The organism is Bacteroidia bacterium (genome assembly GCA_016218155.1).
Lineage (GTDB): Bacteria > Bacteroidota > Bacteroidia > Bacteroidales > GWA2-32-17 > GWA2-32-17.
This window is the reverse complement of record JACREQ010000038.1, coordinates 50799-69502: the sequence shown is the minus strand read 5'-3', so window position 1 is coordinate 69502 and position 18704 is coordinate 50799. Positions and strand designations below refer to the sequence as shown.

General features: G+C 32.1%; 12 protein-coding genes. 5 read left to right on the top strand and 7 right to left on the bottom strand.

Annotated elements, in window-relative coordinates:
• Positions 1 to 84 precede the first annotated feature (84 nt).
• Positions 85 to 2430: a tetratricopeptide repeat protein gene (locus HY951_06795; protein ID MBI5539750.1), complete on the top strand. Its 2346-nt coding sequence runs from the start codon at positions 85 to 87 to the stop codon at positions 2428 to 2430.
• A 12-nt stretch (positions 2431 to 2442) separates the two neighbouring features.
• Here HY951_06795 and HY951_06790 read toward each other — a convergent pair whose 3' ends face one another.
• Positions 2443 to 3255: a methyltransferase domain-containing protein gene (locus HY951_06790; GenBank protein MBI5539749.1), complete on the bottom strand. Its 813-nt coding sequence runs from the start codon at positions 3253 to 3255 to the stop codon at positions 2443 to 2445.
• A complete protein-coding gene (locus HY951_06785; GenBank protein ID MBI5539748.1) occupies positions 3252 to 4307 on the bottom strand; it encodes an O-antigen ligase family protein in 1056 nt (351 codons plus the stop codon). Before HY951_06785 ends, HY951_06790 begins: the two co-directional genes overlap by 4 nt.
• 142 nt (positions 4308 to 4449) lie before the next feature.
• Here HY951_06785 and HY951_06780 point away from each other — a divergent pair, with 142 nt between their 5' ends.
• Positions 4450 to 4743 (top strand): hypothetical protein, encoded by a 294-nt coding sequence (locus HY951_06780; GenBank protein ID MBI5539747.1) that lies wholly within the window; start codon positions 4450 to 4452, stop codon positions 4741 to 4743.
• Here HY951_06780 and HY951_06775 read toward each other — a convergent pair.
• Together HY951_06775 and HY951_06770 are read right to left on the bottom strand one after the other, a co-directional pair.
• Entirely contained in the window at positions 4715 to 5638 is a 924-nt protein-coding gene (locus tag HY951_06775; protein ID MBI5539746.1) for a hypothetical protein, read from the bottom strand. The genes HY951_06780 and HY951_06775 overlap by 29 nt on opposite strands.
• 56 nt (positions 5639 to 5694) lie before the next feature.
• Complete coding sequence (locus HY951_06770) at positions 5695 to 6717, bottom strand: hypothetical protein (GenBank protein MBI5539745.1); 1023 nt, start codon at positions 6715 to 6717, stop codon at positions 5695 to 5697.
• Positions 6718 to 6863: 146 nt separating this feature from the next.
• On the opposite strand from HY951_06770, the gene HY951_06765 reads away from it, so the two are divergent.
• Positions 6864 to 8315 (top strand): oligosaccharide flippase family protein, encoded by a 1452-nt coding sequence (locus tag HY951_06765; GenBank protein ID MBI5539744.1) that lies wholly within the window; start codon positions 6864 to 6866, stop codon positions 8313 to 8315.
• Positions 8316 to 8331: 16 nt separating this feature from the next.
• Here HY951_06765 and HY951_06760 read toward each other — a convergent pair whose 3' ends face one another.
• Complete coding sequence (locus tag HY951_06760) at positions 8332 to 9606, bottom strand: tyrosine--tRNA ligase (protein ID MBI5539743.1); 1275 nt, start codon at positions 9604 to 9606, stop codon at positions 8332 to 8334.
• 90 nt (positions 9607 to 9696) lie between these two features.
• A complete protein-coding gene (locus HY951_06755; protein MBI5539742.1) occupies positions 9697 to 10878 on the bottom strand; it encodes a PLP-dependent transferase in 1182 nt (393 codons plus the stop codon).
• Positions 10879 to 11119: 241 nt separating this feature from the next.
• Between HY951_06755 and HY951_06750 the strand changes: the two genes are divergently transcribed.
• Entirely contained in the window at positions 11120 to 13165 is a 2046-nt protein-coding gene (locus HY951_06750; protein MBI5539741.1) for a Na/Pi symporter, read from the top strand.
• Between the two features lie 3 nt (positions 13166 to 13168).
• Here HY951_06750 and HY951_06745 read toward each other — a convergent pair whose 3' ends face one another.
• Positions 13169 to 13567 carry a hypothetical protein gene (locus tag HY951_06745; GenBank protein MBI5539740.1) on the bottom strand — a complete coding sequence of 133 codons (399 nt, stop codon included), beginning with the start codon at positions 13565 to 13567 and terminating at the stop codon, positions 13169 to 13171.
• A gap of 119 nt (positions 13568 to 13686) precedes the next feature.
• On the opposite strand from HY951_06745, the gene HY951_06740 reads away from it, so the two are divergent.
• Positions 13687 to 18570: an ATP-binding cassette domain-containing protein gene (locus tag HY951_06740; GenBank protein MBI5539739.1), complete on the top strand. Its 4884-nt coding sequence runs from the start codon at positions 13687 to 13689 to the stop codon at positions 18568 to 18570.
• The last annotated feature ends 134 nt before the right edge of the window (positions 18571 to 18704 follow it).

Here is an 18704-nt window from a genome sequence, read left to right as displayed (position 1 = left end):
TTTTTCTAAGAATTATTTGTAAGTTTACTTTGCTATAAGTTTTTTTTAAAATTGAATAATATTATAATCTATATTATATTTTTCTTGGCTTTTTTTACTCAAAGTTTATATTCGCAAACCTTAAATAGTGCGGATAGTTTAAGGAAACTGCTAGTTGAAACAAAAGAAGACAGCACAAAAATTAATCTTTATTTAAAACTCGGTGACGTATTTGAAGTAGATATGCCCGATTCTGCCGATACGTACTATGGAATTGCGCTTGGTATTGCGAAAAACGGTTCAGACAATACCTGTATTGCAAAATGTTACAATAAACAAGGACTGTTTTACAGTAATAACGGAAACTATGATTTAGCTCATAAAGCATTTAATTTGCAATTAAAAATCGTAGAGATCCAGAACAACCTTCCAGAAGTTGCAAGTTGTTATTTGAATCTTGGAGAATTATTTATTTGTCAGGGCAACTATCCTAAATCTCTTGATTTATTTCAAAAATCGATTAAAATTTATGAACGTTTAATTATCTCAAAAGATCCTGAGATTTCTTTATCCGGAAAAAAAGGAATAATAAGAAGTTATAATAGCATTGGCAGAGTTCATGCTGAAAACAGTAATTATGACAGAGCTAATGAATATTTTAGAAAGGCACTATCCGTAGTAGAAAAAATTGGTGATAAAAGAGTTATAGCAGGATGTTATAATAATATTGGAAATGTGTATTATATGAAGGGTGATTTTTCTAATGCAATCGTTTATTATCAGAAATCTTTAAAAGTTGTTGAAGAATTAAATGATAAACAGGGCATGTCAGAAAGATACAACAACATTGGTCTTGTATATGCCGATAAAGGAAATAATAATCTGGCTATAAGCTTTTATTTAAAGTCTTTAAAAATAGACGAGGAACTAGGCGATAAGCGAGGAATGGCAATTGTGTTAGGGAATATTTCTTTATTGAAAATTCAATTAAAAGAGTATAAGGAAGCAATTGTTTATGCAGAAAAGAGTTTAGAGATAGCTAGAAAAATAGGTAGTCTTGATGAGGAAAAATGTGCTTATGGATATTTATCTGCAATTTATGACAGTATAGGTAATTATAAAAAAACTACTGAGTATCTTAAGTTATTTAAACTGATGAATGACAGTATTTTTAATTTAGAATCTGCCAGGCAGGTAAAAGAAATGGAAGCAGTTTATCAAACAGAAAAAAAGCAGAAGGAAATAGAATTATTAAGTAAAGATAAAGAACTTCAAAAAGCAGAAATAAGCAAGCAGGAAACACAAAAAATTGGTTTTATCATCGGATTTATTTTTGTTCTTATTTTTGCAGTAGTAATATTTAGAAGTTATAATAACAAAAAGAAAGCGAATGTATTACTGACTGAACAGAAAAGACAAATTCAGGAAAAAAACGAAGAACTTAATCAGCAAAACGAGGAAATTGCTGCACAAAGAGACGAAATAGAGAGCCAGCGTGATCTTGTAACATTACAAAAAGAAAAAATTGAGGAAATTCATACAGAGCTTACTTCAAGTATTCATTATGCAAAAAGGATACAGAATGCTGTGTTACCTAATAAGGAATTTACAGATACCTTATTGACCGACTATTTTGTTTTATTAAAACCCAGAAATATTGTTAGCGGAGATTTTTACTGGCTTACAATTAAAAAGAATTTATTATTTGTTGCTGTTGCCGATTGTACCGGACACGGTGTTCCCGGTGCTTTTATGTCAATGTTGGGGATATCATTATTAAATGAAATAGTAAATACACAGGAAGTATCAACAGCAAGCCAGTTATTAAATGAGTTAAGAAAACATGTATTAATCTCACTTCAGCAAAAAGGTGTTTTAGGAGAACAGTCCTTATCAAATCCACTTGTTCAGGATGGAATGGATATTTCTTTAATTTGTATTAATCTTGAATCTGTATTTTCTGATAAAGGCGAAGAAAAATATTCTGTTCAGTTTTCAGGAGCTAACAATTCACTTTATATTATATCTTCTTCAGTCAGCCCGAGTTACAGTTCTAAGCTCGATCAAGGAGGAGTTGAAGGTAATGAAGAAAGCACTTCACTTAGCAATTCGAATGTGATGGGTGTAACTCATAAATTAATGGAGTTAAAGGGCGATAAGATGCCAATATCAATGTACAAAAACATGGCAGATTTTAGTAATCATGAATTTACTTTAGTAAAAGGAGATACAATTTACTTGTGTACAGATGGTTTTTCTGATCAGTTTGGAGGCCCTTGCGAACGAAAATATCTTTCAAAGAATTTTAAAAAATTATTGTTGGAAAATTCTCATAAAGCAATGAAAGAACAGAAAACAATACTTAATGAAGCGATTGAAACATGGATTAATGGCTATGGAAAATCATTTGAACAAACAGATGATATTACTGTAATGGGTATAAAAATTTAACTGAGCCAAAGTTTACTTTGATGCAACAAAGTTTAATCCGTGAAAAAAGTATTGTTTTAAAAAATTATTAGATTTACTTATGCTTTGTTCCTTTGTTATGATTTCTTCAATAGATAATTTTTTATATTTTGCAGGGAAATAATATCTTAAATAACAGATCGTTGAATTATTAATTTTTAGGTTTGCCTTAAGCAATTCGTTTTTCCATTTTACAAGGTTTCTGATATTTTCGTTACCCATTTTAATATTCTTTTTCAGGGTTTCGTCGTAAAATTCAATTATCCTTTTGTTACCACGCTTAACAAATAACCTAGAAGAATTTATCAAGTTATTACCATTCTCTTCGCATGCGATTAAAATTCCATTCGATTTAAGGCTGTTTGCAATGATAAATAAAGCGTCATTTAATGGCTCCAAATGGTGAAGTACGTCCATTGTAATAATCACATCGAAATTATTTTTGGTAAGTGGGTTATCAAACAGATTTTCATATCTCAAATCAACATTAGACATATCGCCATATGCCGACCAGTAATCAAGTCTGGTTTTTATTTGCTCAAAATAATATTCAAGAGTACTTCCTGTAACCTTGTATCCGTTAATAGCTAAAAAAATTGCTGTTGTGCCATATCCGCAGCCAATGTCGAAAATGTTAATGTTTTTATTTTCGGGGATATTATCTATAACATATTGCAGACGTTGACAAAAATATGCTTTTCTGAAATTAAATAGTTTAGGATTATTAAGAAATCTGTAATATCCTCTTAAATTTTCATTTATTTTAAGTTCTTCAACCAGTAAATTAAAAAAAACTTCAACTGTCATTTCTTCTCCTCTTCTTCAGGTTTTGGTACATTTAAACTTTGTTTTTCTGCAATATCAAGCGCAACAATTATAGCAGTATATCCCCAGAAAAGTGCAGAAAGTTTATCTGTATCTAAAAAGTTATTAAGTATTCCGTGTACATAATAAGTTACCAATCCAATTAAAACAGAAAGCACAATAATTTTTGTGTTACGATCTTTTGTATTTCTGTATAATCTCATGGAATAAAAAATAGTTGCAATAACAATAGCCAAAAATGTGAGTGACCCAAAAATACCAGATTCTGCAAGTGGTCCAAGATATTCGCTATGTGCATTTCCCAAATCTCCTGAGTTAGTACTTATTTCAGTTCTTTCATAAGAAAATTGATAAGGGGCATATTTAAACATATAAGTTCCCGGACCCCATCCTAGTATTGGTTTTTCTCTGAACATTCTTATTGCTGAACTCCACCTGTTTAATCGCTCTCTGTTTGAAGCATCTGTTGAGATATTTGTTACAGATTGTATTTGTTCGGTAAAATTTGAAGATGCATCTTGCCTGTTTTTCTCAAGCTTCATATAAACCTGTGTCCAGAATAAAAGAATTATTGCCACTGAACTTACAACAATAATAGCAAATGTTCTGAATTTAATCTTTAAAACAACTAAAATAAACATTACCAGAGCAACAACCATACTAAGCCATGCTGCTCTTGTATAAGAAAAAATTATGGCAATTATTAGTATTATTGTTACGGCAAAAGCTGCTATTCGTTGCCAGTATGAATAATTTTTAAGAAATAATAATCCAATCATTACTGGCAATATCATTGCTAGAGCTGCAGCATAAGCTGTATGGTCGTTAAATAATGGATTAACCATAAAGTTTGCCGCTTCCTGATCAAGATAGCCGTAGTGTGATTGTCTGATAAGAGTATAACTAATTACAATTATTAGTGAGAAGGTATAAAACCAAAAATACCTTCCTATGTTTTGTTTGTTTTTAAACAGCTGAATGGCAAAGATATAAAATCCGACAACAAACCACAGGCGAGATAGGAAAAATTTCAATGAAACTATTGTCATGGTACTGGTAAGACTCGTAAACAATATCCAAAGAAGGTTTATTCCAATAATTATTGAAATGGGATGAAAAAATATTTTTTTATCAAAGGACCGATCCAGAATAAGTTTGAAAATAAAAATTAACAATATGCCAAATAAAAGAGGCTCTGTTGGCAAGAACATATTAAAATCTAGTCCTGGCGTTAATTCATATAATGGTAAAGAAAGTGGTGTAAAGAAAACAATACCCAGAATAAGTTTGTCCAAAGAGAAAATGGCAACAAGAATAATTAATAGCACAAATGGAACAAGTGAAAAAAGATATTGTTCAGTTACAATAAAAAAAGCATTCAGCGCAATAAAAAGCGCTGAAAACCCATATACCCATAATATGCTTTTACGTTCGGGCAAGGCTATGCCTTTTTTCGTTTACTATCAATGAATGCAATTATAATAAGTGAGAATATGAGTGAAGTTACTACTGTCATTGCAACAACAGCCCATCTTACAGGATACGATTTTTTGTCGGCAGGGTATGGACTTGATACAATCTGAGAGTAAGAGATTTTTTTATTAAATTCTTTTTCAGCAACTTCAACGGTATATTTGTTAAAAAGAAATTCTCTTCTAATATTTGAAACCAATGAGTCTATTCTTTGATACTCTACACCATGATCTTGTAATTTTTTATATAAATCTTTTGCTAAATTGTTGCCAGATAATACGCCCTTGGTTGCCTCAGAAACCTGAGTACTATAGTTCATTATCCCATAAGTTTGCCTAAGATTATTTAATAATCTTTCAAGACTATCTAACTCTCGGCTTTTTATTTTAAATTGTTGTGTGGAAATAACAATAACCTCTTTTTGTTTTTTCCTATGCATTGATGCTGTTTTTTGGTCGTAAAAAGTTATTAAACTATCAACCATATTACTTGCAATTACAGGATTTACATCTAAAACAGTTATTTCTACTGATTCGTATTCTGTTTTACTTATACTAACATTATCTTTAAATTCACCTAAGAAAGTGGTATAGAACTGTGGATCTTTTTTATCCAATTTATAATGTTCTGCCAAATTAAATGTTGTTAACATTCTTTCTTTGATGTCATTAGAATTAAACACCTGCAACATCTGTTCTGTTGTTGATTCTTTAGAGTAAGTATAAATATTTACTGGATATAAAATTGCAGATGATTTAAATTTTGGTGTCATAACAATGGGTGAAGAAATAAATACACCAATTGCAGCAGAAATGACAGTAATTATTATCAGATGTATTTTCCATCTGTTTGCCATTTCAATTAGGCTTTTGTTTTTGAAGAACGCTTCCATATTATCGTAATTAAATAATATTACTTTATTTTCGAGGGCTTTAAGTTTGTTTATGTTTAAGTTTTGGGTGAAGTATATCGTTTTTTTTTTAGTAGTTCAGCGAATGCAAGAATAATTAAACCAAAGAAAAGTGATGATAACACTCCCGAAAAGACAATCATCCATCTGATGGGATAATATTCTTTTTCGGCAACCTCTGCCCGGCTAACTACAAATTTATGAGGAATATTTTGTTCTGCATCAATTTTTGCTTCTGCAAGCTTTTGTTTTAACTGACTTAAGCGTTTGGTTTCATTGGTAACCATTTCGTTAAAATTCTGATATGCGCCTCCATATTTTGCCAGAATTTTAAATTTTTCTTCTAAATCGCGAACGCCTTCTTTATTTCCTTTTGCAATAGCAACAGCATATGCATCGCTAAAAACTTCTGATTGTGCCTCATAATTAAATACTCCAAGTTCTCTTAATTTTGTTAATGAATCCTGAATAAAATCAAGATAATTACTTGCATTTAAATATTCTTTTTCAACCAAAGTGTATGCTTTATACGCTCTTTCGTGTTGCATAATATTTATTGTACTATCAGCATAATCAGAAATATCATTAGCAATATCAGCTGCAATTATCGGATTTTTATCAAAAACTTCAATTTCAATTGATAAAAATTCAGTTCTTCTAAATGAAACGTTATTTTCGAATTTTTTACGAAGCTGAGTATTGGGATAATCTGAAGCAGTATCAATATTATAATGTTTAAACAGATCGTATTTTTTTGTAATTTTTTTTCTGATGTCATCAGAATAAAGAACCTGAAGAAATTGTTCAACTTCTTCTGATGTACCAAAATTTAATAATCCTTTTGTAGTTTGATTGTCTGAAAGCAGCGATTTTGATACAGATTCTGAAGTTGCCGGAAACAAAACAACAGTTGCTCTGTATTTCGATGGAAGGATAATTGCTATAACTAAAGAAACAATAAAAGCAGCTATACCAATAACAATTAATGGTTTAAGATTACGTAAAATAAATTCGTAAAGCTTAATTGAGTTAAAACCGTTTTGTTCTATTGTTTGATTCAATCTTCAAATAATTTCGGTCAAAATTAAAATAATTAACGGGAAATTAAAAACATTAAAAAAACAACCTTTTATATAAGAGTTCAGTCTAATTTTCAATAAATACCACATATTTTTTTACTTTTGCCATCTTTTATATAAGTAAAAAGTTGAAACGACTATTTGTTACAAACCTTGGATTAGTACTTTTTCTTAACCTGCTTGTTAAACCATTCTGGATGTTTGGCATTGACCGAAGCGTTCAAAATGTTGTAGGATCAGGAGATTATGGATTTTATATAGCACTTTTTAATTTTAGCTTAATTCTAAATATTTTACTTGATTTAGGAATAACTAATTACAACAATAAAAACATTGCACAAAACAATCAGCTGCTTAACAAGCACTTATCTAACGTAATCGTTTTAAAATTTTTATTGGCAGTTTTTTATACTATTGTTTGCTTAACAATTGCATTTATTATCAAATATGATTTCAGACAAATACAGATGTTGCTGTTTCTTGTTGCAAATCAGTTTCTGCTTTCGTTTATTCTTTATTTACGGTCAAATTTAAGTGGTTTGCACATGTTTAAGACAGATAGTTTTATTTCTGTACTTGATCGTTTGTTAATGATATTAATTTGTAGTGTTTTACTTTGGGGGCATATAACCTCTACTCCTTTTAAAATAGAATGGTTTGTTTATTCTCAAACTGCAGCATATCTTACAACCGCAGTAATTACTTTCTTTTTGGTATTAAGAAAGTCGGGTTTATTAAAATTAAATTTCGACTGGCACTTTTTTGTTGTTTTTTTAAAGCAAAGTTATCCTTTTGCTCTTTTAATTTTTTTAATGGCATTTTATAACAGAATTGATTCTGTTATGCTTGAAAGAATGCTGCCAAATGGTGCGGAAGAAGCGGGTATTTATGCTCAGTCATACCGAGTTTTGGATGCAGCTTCAATGATTGCATATCTTTTTGCAGGTCTTTTATTGCCTATTTTTTCTAAAATGCTTAAGCATAAAGATCCGGTTCATCAATTAGTTCAATTTTCTTATAGGTTGATTATTGTTCCTGCACTTGTTTTTGTAATTGGCGCAATTATTTACAGAGAAGAAATAATTAAACTATTATATCATGGTAGTCGATTATCATATTCTGCAGAGATATTCGCTATTATCATTCCGGGATTAATAGCAATGTCAACAACTTATATATATGGAACTTTGCTTACGGCTAATGGAAGTTTTAAGCAATTAAATATAATGGCTGCTTCGGCAATGGTATTAAATATAATTTTAAACATTATTCTGATTCCCAGATTTCAGGCACTTGGTTCTGCAGTGGCAAGTCTAACCACTCAATCTCTTACTGCTATTATTCAAATACTTATTGCAAATAAGGCATTTCAATTTAAGGCAAATTATACATTTATATTTATTCTTTCTGTTTTTGTGGTTGGTGTTACAGGAATAGGAATTCTTTTCAAAAACACTTTCGAAAGTTGGTTTACTGGATTTGTATTAATTGGAGTTACCGGAATTTTAGCAGCGTTTGCTTTAAAACTCATTGATTTAAAAGGGATGTTTCAAATTATTAAAAACAGGGACGAAGAATAAGATTACTTTCTGTATTTTATTCTGCTTTTAAAATAAAATAATTCTTTTTTCCTTTTTGAATTAGCAAGAATTTTCCATTAAGTAAACCGGCTGAATTTAGATTAATATCTTCGCCTACTTTTTCTTTATTAATGCTTAATCCACCTGCCTGAATCATTTTTCTTGCCTCGCCTTTACTTGGAAAAACCTGTGTTTTAACTGCGAGTAAATCTGTAATCAAAATTCCCTGTTCAAGTTCTGATTTAGAAATATTAAATTGTGGTACACCATCAAAAACTGATAAAAATAAATTTTCATCCATTTTTTCAAGCATTTCTTTTGTGCCTTTTCCAAAAAGTATTTGCGATGCTTCAACAGCAGTATTATAATCAGATTCTGAATGAACCATACACGTAACTTCTTTTGCCAGCCTGGTTTGAAGTAAACGCATATGTGGCTCAAGCCTGTGTTGATTTATTAAAGTGTCTATTTCTTCTTTTGAAATGAATGTAAAAATTTTAATATACCTTTCTGCATCTTCGTCTGAAACGTTTACCCAAAATTGATAAAATTCGTAAGGTGATGTTTTTGCTGCATCAAGCCAGATATTACCTTTTTCTGTTTTTCCAAATTTGCCACCATCTGCTTTTGTAATTAATGGTGTTGTAAACGAAAATGCTTCGCCACCACACATTCTACGAATAAGTTCAGCACCTGTGGTCATGTTTCCCCATTGGTCGGCACCACCCATTTGAAGGTGACAATTTTTGTTTTTAAAGAGCCAGTAAAAATCGTAGCCCTGTAAAAGCTGGTAACTAAATTCTGTAAATGAAATGCCTGTTTCCATACGCTTTTTTACAGAATCTTTCGACATCATGTAATTAACTGTAATGTGTTTACCTACATCTCTGATGAAAGTTAAAAAACCCATATCCTTAAACCAATCATAGTTATTTGCCATGATTGCAGGATTTGTTGTAGAAGTAAAATCAAGAAATCTTGCTAGTTGATTGTGAACACATTCTACATTGTGTTTCAAAATATTTTCAGAAAGCAGGTTTCTTTCTTCAGATTTTCCGGATGGATCACCAACCATTCCTGTTGCACCACCAACCAAAGCAACCGGCTGGTGACCGGCTCTTTGAAGGTGCATAAGTAAAATTATTTGTACTAAACTTCCTATGTGAAGTGAATCAGCTGTGGGATCAAAACCAATATAACCTATGGTTTTTTCTTTTAAAAGTTTTTCTTCTGTTCCCGGCATTATATCCTGAACCATGCCTCTCCACTGTAATTCTTGAATCAAATTCATAGGGTTGTTTTTGCTAAATCTTAATTATTATTCCTTTTTAAATTGGAATTTGTTCCGCCGAGGCGGATTGAGATTTGGAATTTATTCTTGTTAAATTTTTGCTAAAGCCTGGTCTAAATCCTGAATTAAATCTTCAACGTCTTCAATTCCTACCGAATAACGAACTAGTCCGTCGGTGATTTCTGCCGCCAATCTGCCTTCTTTTCCCATTCCCGCATGTGTCATTGATGCAGGATGTTGAATTAAAGTTTCTATTCCACCAAGTGAAACAGCTAGCATAGCTATTTTTACATTATTCATTAAAATTTCACCTGCTTCAAATCCACCTTTAAGTTCGAAACTGATCATAGCACCCGGACCTTTCATTTGTTTTTTTCCAAGTTCGTATTGTGGATGTGATTTTAGTCCAGGAAACATTACTTTTTCAACTTTTGGATGTGCTTCTAAATAATCTGCAATTTTAATTGCATTTTCCTGAGCGCGATCCATACGAATTGTAAGAGTTTTAATACCACGCACTACCAAATATGCCTGATGTGGGTCCATGTTGCCACCCATGTAAACCATTGTTTTACGAAGTTTTGCATACATTTCTGAATCTTTTGCAATTATAACTCCACCAACAACGTCGGCGTGTCCATTAATGAATTTGGTTATAGAATGTAAAACTATATCTGCACCTAAGTCTAAAGGTTTTTGTAAATATGGACTGCAAAAAGTATTGTCAACAACAACCGGAATTCCATGTTTGTGAGCAATTTCAGCACATGCAGCAATATCTGTAATAGAAATAGTTGGATTGCCAGGGGTTTCGATATAAAGCATTTTTGTATTTGGGCGAATATTTTTTTCAATATTTTCGATATTTGAAGTGTCAACAAATGTGCACTCAACTCCAAATTTCATGAAATGAGTTTCTAAAACACTTCGGCTCGGACCGTAAACAGCACTTGTACTTAACACATGTGAATCTTTTGATAAAAGAGTCATGTAAACAGCAGTAACGGCAGCCATTCCAGACGCTAACGCGATTCCACCAAAACCATTTTCTAAAACCGCTACCTTTTTTTCTAAGGCTTCAATTGTTGGATTGCCAATTCTGGTATAAATAAATCCTTTTTCTTTGCCGGCAAAGCAATCTGCACCATGTTTTGCATTTTTAAAAGCAAAAGTTGAAGTCTGATAAATAGGAGTTACTGCACTTCCCCACTGATCGTGAGCATCACCTGCATGAATCAGTTTTGTGTTAAAACCACTGTTTGTATTTTCCATTATTTAAATTTTTTGCAAAGATAATGTTCTGTTATAAAATATAGCGAAATAGAGTAAAGTAATAATTTAGACAAAAAAATAATTTAAGCTCGAGATAACTGATTGTGAATTGCCCCAGATTTTTTTAATAAACTTTAAGTACTTTAAACTTTAAGTATTTAAGGCACTTATTAAATATTAATTTTGTGAAATCTTCAAAAAAATGTAGGTTTGAATATTAAAACTGACTCTTAAATACTTTATGAGAAGTATAACTTTTATTTTTGTTTTACTTTTTTTTACCGGCTTTGTCAGTGGCCAAAATGTTTTGTCTAAGCCAACAATAAAAGATTCGTTAAATTATTGTGGAGATAATCAAGTAGTAACTTCAGGTCAGCATTTATTTAAAACAATAAAAGTTTTAGTTTCAGAAAAAGGTAATCCGGTTTCTGGAGTATCTGTAGAGTTAAAAGTTTTATTATCTCCGGATATAAATAATAAAGGAATAGTCTCTCCTGCAACCATAATTACAAATAATAATGGGATTGCCGAGTTTAATTATTTACCTGCTGAGGAATCGGGTGATTATTTATTAGCAGCATCCTTAACAAATGACACAAACTCAGGAATACTTGCATATAAAGCTACAGTTAGAAATAATTATTGGGCGTGGTGGGTTGTATTTGGTTTGCTTGGAGGGTTGGGATTATTTTTATTTGGTATTAATTATTTAAGTGATGGTTTACAGCGTGCAGCCGGGAATAAATTGCGTACCATTTTAAGTAATCTCACACAAAACCGACTTGCGGGTTTAGGAATTGGATCATTTATTACTACGGTTATCCAAAGCAGTAGTGCAATGTCTGTAATGCTTATAAGCTTTGTAGATTCAGGGCTTATGAAATTCCGACAAACTGTTCCGGTTATAATAGGCTCTGCAATTGGAACTACGCTTACTATTCAACTTGTTGCTCTAAATATCAGTAAATATGCATTGGCTTTTGTTGCTGTGGGTTTTATTCTTAATTTTTTTGCAAAGCGGCATTATTTTAAACATTTGGGGCAAATAATAACTGGATTGGGATTATTGTTTTTGGGTTTAATGTTAATGTCAGAATCAATTGCTCCACTTAAAACCTTTCAGCCCGTAATAGATGCTTTGCTTGAAATGGAAAATCCACTAATTGGCGTTCTTGCAGGAATAATTTTTACTGCCATAACACAAAGCGCAAGTGCATTTATTGGAATAGTAATAATTCTTGGTTCGCAAGGATTACTCTCATTAGAAGCGTCAATTCCACTTTTAATCGGTGCAAATGTTGGGACTTCTGTTACAGCAATTATTGCTGCTGTTGGGGTTTCTACAGAAGCCAAAAAAGTTGCTGTTGCTCATACCGTTTACAGAATTATTGGTGCAGGTTTAATTGTTTGGTGGATTCCTGCTTTTGCAGAGATTGTTAGGTCTGTTTCTGTCTCAGAAGCTACTGCAGGTGTTTCTGTTGCAATTCCAAGACAAATAGCAAATTCGCATACATTGTTTTATTTGGGTCTAACAATTATTTCACTTCCATTAACAAGTTTATTTGCAAAGTTTATTGATAAACTTGTTCCAACAAAAAAAACCGATACTCAAACTTTTCTTTCAGTTCAGTTTATTGATGATAATCTTTTATCTACTCCGCCACTTGCGCTTAACCTTGCAAAACAGGAAACAATACGAATGGCACATATAGTTCAGGATATGGTTAATGATGTATTGTTACCGTTTCTGTTAAATGAAGGAAACGTTATACCGGAAGTTGAAAAAAATGAAAAACAGGTTGATTATTTAAGAGATATAATTTCAGAATATCTGGTAAAAATCAGTCGTTTAAATGTTCATGAAGAAAACACAAATGAAGCATTTCAAATGTTATCTGTTGTTAAGGAACTTGAACAAATGGCGGATATTGTTGCTGTAAATCTTTTGTCAAAAGCCAAAGAATGGGTTGTGTGTGGCCATAGCTTGAGCGATGAGGGAAAAAAGGAAATAGTTGATTTTCATAATCGATGTCAAAAGCAATTGTCACGTGCAATAGAAGTATTTAGAGATGTGAATTTAGAAAAAGCAAAAGTCATTAATAGAAAAGGAAAGAAATACAGTGATTTAGCAATTGAACTTGAAAAAAGTCATTTTTTAAGACTTGCAGGAGAGGTTCGGCAATCAGTTGATAGCAGCCGGTTTCATATGGAATTGCTGGGAATGTTTAATGCAATAAATCGTCATGCATCTAATATTGCAAGAATATTGCTGAAAGGAATTAATTAGATCTTAGACTTGTAATTTCCTATATGCTTCCTCATCACCATATGGAATAAAATCTGCATGATGTTGAGGCTCGCAAAACTCATTATCAGGCTTGTGTTTTATTCCACACCAGTATTTTTCTGTTTCGCCAGCTATTACACACGAGTATTGAAGTAACCCGTTTGCATAACCGCAATACATACAATTAAATTTTTCAAAAGGTTTAAGATATTGTAGCTTATGTCTGTCAATTCTAACGTATTTGCCTCTTTTTACATAAGGAATACCATATGCAGCAAAGCATATTCTATGGTATACTTCAATCCAAATGTCGAGAACTACCAGTGGAATTATCATGCTGTAAATTACCGGCATAGACAGCACATGCCAGGCAAACCGGTTTTTAGCTTGTTTGTATTTCATAGTTTTTGGTTTTCAAAAGCAAATTAAATAAAAAAATAAATGTGTTTTTAAACTTTATAAATCGAGTTATAAAAATATTTTGAAGAAAATTTTCTAATTTCAACCCAAAATATAAAGATTTGAATCCAGAAATAATAATAGAAAACGCAAACGAAAATAACTTAAAAAATGTAAGTGTTAAAATACCGCATTATAAGTTAACTGTTGTTACAGGTGTTTCAGGAAGTGGTAAATCCAGTCTTGTGTATGATGTTATTTGTAGAGAAGGTCAACGATTATTTTTAGAAAATTTTCTAGCTGGGAGTCAGCAGGCAGGAAAAAAGCTTAGAAAGCCACATGTAAATAAAATAAAAGGTCTTTTCCCGATTATATCAGTAAATCAACAGAATTCGGTACGAAACCCACGATCTACAGTTGGAACATTAACTGAACTTTATGACTATTTACGACTTTTATTTGCAAGACTTGGTAAAACTGAAGTCGAAAATTTAAAAATAAATCGAAGCCTTTTTTCTTTTAACCTTCCTCAAGGACAATGCCCGATTTGTAAGGGGTTGGGTGTAGAAGACAGAATAGACCCTGACTTAATTATTTCAGATTCCACAAAAACATTGCGACAGGGGTGCATGGTTTTGTCAACCCCAAATGGCTACATTATTTATTCTCAGGTAACAATTGATGTTTTGAACGATGTTTGCAATGCTGAAGGGTTTAATGTAGATATTCCATGGAATGAGTTGACGGATTACCAGAAAAATATTATCTGGAACGGAACAGAGAAAATCAAAATTCCATTTGGCAAACACACTTTGGAGTCGCGAATGAAGTGGACAGGCATTACAGCCAAACCACGTGAAGAAGGTTTTTATAAAGGAATTTTACCCGTGATGGAAGAAATTCTTAAGCGCGACAGAAATCCAAACATTCTTCGATTTGTTAAATCGGTTAATTGCAATAAGTGTAATGGAAAAAGGTTGAGCGATCAATCACTTTCTGTTTATTTATGGGGAAAAAGTATTTCCGATTTTACAGAATATAACATTAATCAGATTTTTGAATATTTTACTAATCTTAAAGTATCAGTACAAGAAAAGGAAATTGTTGATCCTGTTCGGGAACTTATTTTAAATCGGTCAAAGATTTTAATGAATTTGGGATTAGGTTATCTGTCGTTAGATCGCGAATCCACAACCCTTTCTGGTGGAGAATATCAACGAATAAGATTAGGTAATCAGGCTGCTACAGGTTTAAGAAATGTGCTATATGTTTTAGATGAGCCAAGTGCCGGATTGCATCCTGCAGACCATCAACGATTGATGAAAGTAATTAAATCTCTGGTTGAAAATAAAAATACCGTAATCGTTGTTGAGCACGACAGACAAACAATGCTTGAAGCAGATTATATAATAGATATTGGTCCCGGATCAGGTGAAGCTGGAGGCGAAATTCTTTTTAGCGGAAGTCTTGAAGAGTTTTTAAAAAGTGATTTGCCAAATAGTAGAACTCATAATTTTCTAATAAATAAAGAAGAATTTATTTATAGTCATACTGAGCAACGACCTGCCAGTAATGTCATGGTGAGCGGAGTCGAACCATTATCTGGCAGGAGTATTGTTACGAAAATTAATGCTTTTGGCATCCCAAACGCAATAAAACACAACCTTAAAAACATTACTGTAGAATTTAAAGCAAATTGTTTTAATGTAATAACAGGAGTATCGGGTAGTGGTAAATCAAGTTTAATAGATGAATTAATAGAAAAGTCTGTAGCAAATAAAACAAATGGCACAGAAATTTTCAAAAGAGTTATTCATTTAGACCAATCCCCGATTGGACGAACACCAAAGAGCAATCCGGCTACTTATACCGGTATGTCAGATTACATACGTGATCTATTTGCCGCATTGCCAGAATCACAAAAACGTGACTATAAAAAAGGACAGTTTTCTTTTGTTGTTAAAGGTGGAAGATGTGAAGCATGCGAGGGTGCTGGAGTGCAGGAAGTAGGAATGCATTTCTTAGGAAATGTTGAAGTGGTATGTGAAGAATGTGATGGAAAGCGATTTCATAAAGAAACTCTTGAAATTAAATACAAAGACAAAAATATATATGAAGTACTTGAGCTTTCAATAAAAGAAGCGCATGAGTTTTTTGAGAAAGAAAATAAAATAACACAATACACACAGGTATTACTTGATTTGGGGCTTGGTTATATTAAACTTGGTCAATCAAGTAATACTCTCTCTGGTGGTGAGGCTCAACGCGTAAAACTTGCAACAGAACTTGCCAAAACTTCAACAGGAAAAATTCTGTATATTCTTGATGAGCCAACAACCGGGCTTCATTTAGCCGATATTAAAGTTTTACTTTTAGCGCTACAAAAGCTTATAGAAAAAGGAAATACTGTTCTTTCAATTGAACATCATCCTGATTTTATTTTATCTTCTGATCACGTTATTGATCTTGGTCCGGGAAGTGGTGAAAATGGAGGGCAATTGTTATTTTCAGGAACTCCTAAAGAACTTATTGATTGTACAAATAGTATTACCGGAATAGAACTAAAAAAACATATTGCAAATGATGGTGAAAAGCTTAGTTGTTTTTCGCAAAAAAATGAAACATATGTCCACTCTTCTTTCAAAGAAGAAATAGAACTAAACGGAATAACTACTCATAATTTAAAAAACTTAAAATTAGCATTTCGATTAAACAGCATAACAACAGTTTGTGGAGTCTCTGGAAGTGGTAAATCCTCATTGGTTTTTGATACTTTAAATGCAGAAAGTCAGCGACGGTTTAATGATAGTCTTTCGTCTTATATCCGACAATTTATAGGAAAAACAGGAAATGCTGAGGTTGTTTCAGCTTTTGGTTTAACACCATCGGTAAGTATTGAAAAGAAAAGAGTAAGTTCAAATCCCCGTTCAACAGTAGGAACTTTTACAGGGATTTATGATTTGTTACGACTACTTTATAGTCGCGCCGGAAAATATCCTGAAGGAGTAAACCAGCTTTTAGCATCTTCTTTTTCTTTTAATAACGAATCAGGTGCATGTCAAGATTGCAAGGGAATGGGGTATGTTACCACATGTGATCCGGATAAATTAGTTTCTAATAAAGAATTGTCACTAATTAATGGTGCAATGAATGGGTCAAAAACCGGAAAATTTTATGGAGATCCATTCGGACAATATGTTGCTGCGTTAATAACAGTTGGTAAATCATTAGGCATTGATTATGATAAACCGTGGCAATTGTTATCAGAAGGAGAGAAAAATATTGCAATGTATGGTCATTCCGGAATGTTCGATGTAGATTGGAATTATAAACGTGGAAATGTTGAAGGAACTCATAATTTTAAAACAGAGTGGAAAGGATTTGTGAACCTTGTTAATGATGAATATTTTAGAAAACATGAAGATGGTCGTGGTGAAGCGATGCTTTCTTTAATGAGACATGAAAAATGTCCTGTATGTAATGGTAAACGATTAAATCAGGAATCTCTTTCTGTAACTGTTGCAGGTATGGATATTTCAGAGTTTTCAGCATTACCTATTGAAGAATGTTATTATCTATTAAATGACAATAAGTTTTTAATTAATTTCAAAACTCAACAACAAAGCTCAATTACTCTAACTATTTCTAAAGAAATTATAGCTTTGCTTGAACCGTTATTAAATGTAGGACTTGGATATATTTCTATTGATAGAATTCTTTCAGGTCTTTCTGGTGGCGAATTTCAGCGATTGCAATTAGCTGCCGGACTAAGTTCGGGATTAACAGGAATTACATATTTAATTGACGAACCATCTTTCGGGTTACATTCTAATGATTTGTCAAAAATTAAATCAGTTATAACAGGAATAAAAGATGCAGGAAATACTGTCGTAATGGTAGAACAATCAGAGGAACTAATTTCAATCTCAGATTATGTAATAGAACTTGGACCAGAAGGAGGTAAAAAAGGAGGAAGTATTATTGCAAAAGGAGTTCCAGACAGAGTTCTATCTCAAAGAAAAAAATCAGAAGTATTGCCATTTAATTTCTCTTTAACAAAGGGAATTATAATAGAAAAGGCATTTGCAAATAATTTAAAAGAAATTAATTTAGAAATTCCCGAAGGTGGGTTTGTTGTAATTTCTGGAGTTAGCGGAAGTGGAAAAACAAGTTTACTGAACGATGTTATTTACGAATCGTATTTAGCCGAAAAACCTGTTAACTGTAAGAATATTTCAGGGTTTAATAAATTTGAACAGATAGTTTCTGTTGAGCAGGAAATGCCCTTTCAATCTGCTTTAAGCATTCCGGCTACATATCTTGAAATATTTGATATAATTCGCGACACATTTGCAAAATCGAAAGAAGGTGTAACAAAAAGCTATAAATTATCGCATTTTTCATATCACACGAAAGATGGGCAATGTCCTAATTGCTTAGGAGCGGGAAGTATATCTGTAAGCCTTGATTATTTTACTGATGCAAAAGTGCCTTGTGAAATTTGTAATGGATTTAGATATAATTCAGAAGTTTTATTAATAAAAATAGATGGTTTTTCAATAGGCGATTTGTTAAATATATCTTTTTCTGAACTTAAATTATTTTTCGAAAAGAACTTAGCCGAGAAGAACAAAGCAAAATTTAATTCGATATTGCAATTAATTGAACAAATTGGATTGGGATATTTAACACTTGGGCAACCTTTAAATACTTTGTCAACCGGTGAAATGCAAAGGTTAAAATTAGTAAAGGCAATTTCGGAATCTTTAAAAAGTAAAACACTTTATTTGCTTGACGAACCAACTGGGGGACTTCATGCTTATGATATTGAAAAATTAATAAATCTTTTTCAGCAAATTATAAAAAAAGGAAGTTCTATTATTTGTGTTAGTCACGAACCGCTATTATTAAAGTGTGCAGATTGGCATATAGAAACTGGACCCGGTGCTGGGGCAAAGGGGGGAGAAATTGTTTATTCGGGCAGAGTAAGCTTATCAAAGTATTAAATGTTATAATTGTGTAATATACTGTTATGTTTTTCTAAAAAATGCTGTTTAATGTAAAGCGCGACATTAAAATATGTAAATAGTTGCATGTTGTAATAGTGTTGAAATTATGTAAAATACGTTATCCCGGGCAA